The following is a 1,022-nucleotide window of genomic DNA, read 5'->3' on the forward strand; positions in this document are numbered from 1 at the left end:
GGACAACGGGATGATCTTGCCATCGCCACGCCGGGCGGAAGTCCGGCCCGGCTGCGGGACGGAGCCGACGGACTACCCTGGGGGTGAGGAGGTCGGTGCGGATGTGCCGCTGGCTCGCTTACTCGGGTTCCCCGCTGCTGCTCGACGCCGTGCTCTACCGCCCGGAGCATTCGCTGATCAACCAGAGCCTGCACGCGCGGATGGGGGTCGAGACCACCAACGGCGACGGCTTCGGCATCGGCTGGTACGGCACGGACGGGGACGGCACGCCGGCGGTCTTCCGGGACGTCGGGCCCGCCTGGAACAACCGGAACCTGCGGGAGCTCGCCGCGCACGTCCGCTCGCCGCTGTTCTTCGCGCACGTGCGCGCCTCCACGGGTTCGGCCGTGCAGCAGACCAACTGCCACCCCTTCCGTCACGGCCGATGGCTGTGGATGCACAACGGGGCGATCGCGGAGTTCCACCGGCTGCAGCGGGACCTGTGCATGGCCGTCGATCCGGCGCTCTTCCCGTACATCGAGGGGTCCACGGACTCCGAGGTGATGTTCTATCTGGCGGTCACCTTCGGGCTCGACCAGGACGTGCCGGGCGCGGTCGCGAGGATGGCCGGGCTGGTGGAGCGGCTCGGCAAGGAGCACGGCGTGCCGGAGCCGCTCCAGATGACGGTGGCGGTCAGCGACGGTCAGCGGGTGTGGGCCTTCCGGTACTCCAGCCAGGGCGCGTCCCGGTCGCTGTTCTACAGCAGCCGCGCCGAGACCGTCCGCCGCCTGCACCCGGACGTGGGCTACCTCGGCGAGCTCTCCGACGACACCCGGATCGTGGTGTCCGAGCCGCTCGGGGACCTGCCGGGGATGTGGAACGAGCTTCCCGAGGCCAGCTGCGCGGTCATCCCGTCCGGGCCGGAGCCGGACTACTTCCCCTTCATCCCGGAACCGGATGTCAACCCGCGGCTACCGTGAGGGACGCCTCATCGCTTCAGCCCCGCCGAGGAATGATCAGCCCCGCCGGCGTTTGAGGCGCGG

Annotated in this window: 1 protein-coding gene; it reads left to right on the plus strand. The window is 70.7% G+C overall.

From position 1 onward, the window contains the following. Nucleotides 1–101 precede the first annotated feature (101 nt). Nucleotides 102–959: a class II glutamine amidotransferase gene (locus AB0O29_RS36425; protein ID WP_365160858.1), complete on the plus strand. Its 858-nt coding sequence runs from the start codon at nucleotides 102–104 to the stop codon at nucleotides 957–959. Nucleotides 960–1,022 lie beyond the last annotated feature (63 nt).

The sequence above is a fragment of the Streptomyces sp. NPDC089915 genome, from assembly GCF_040684675.1.
GTDB lineage: Bacteria > Actinomycetota > Actinomycetes > Streptomycetales > Streptomycetaceae > Streptomyces.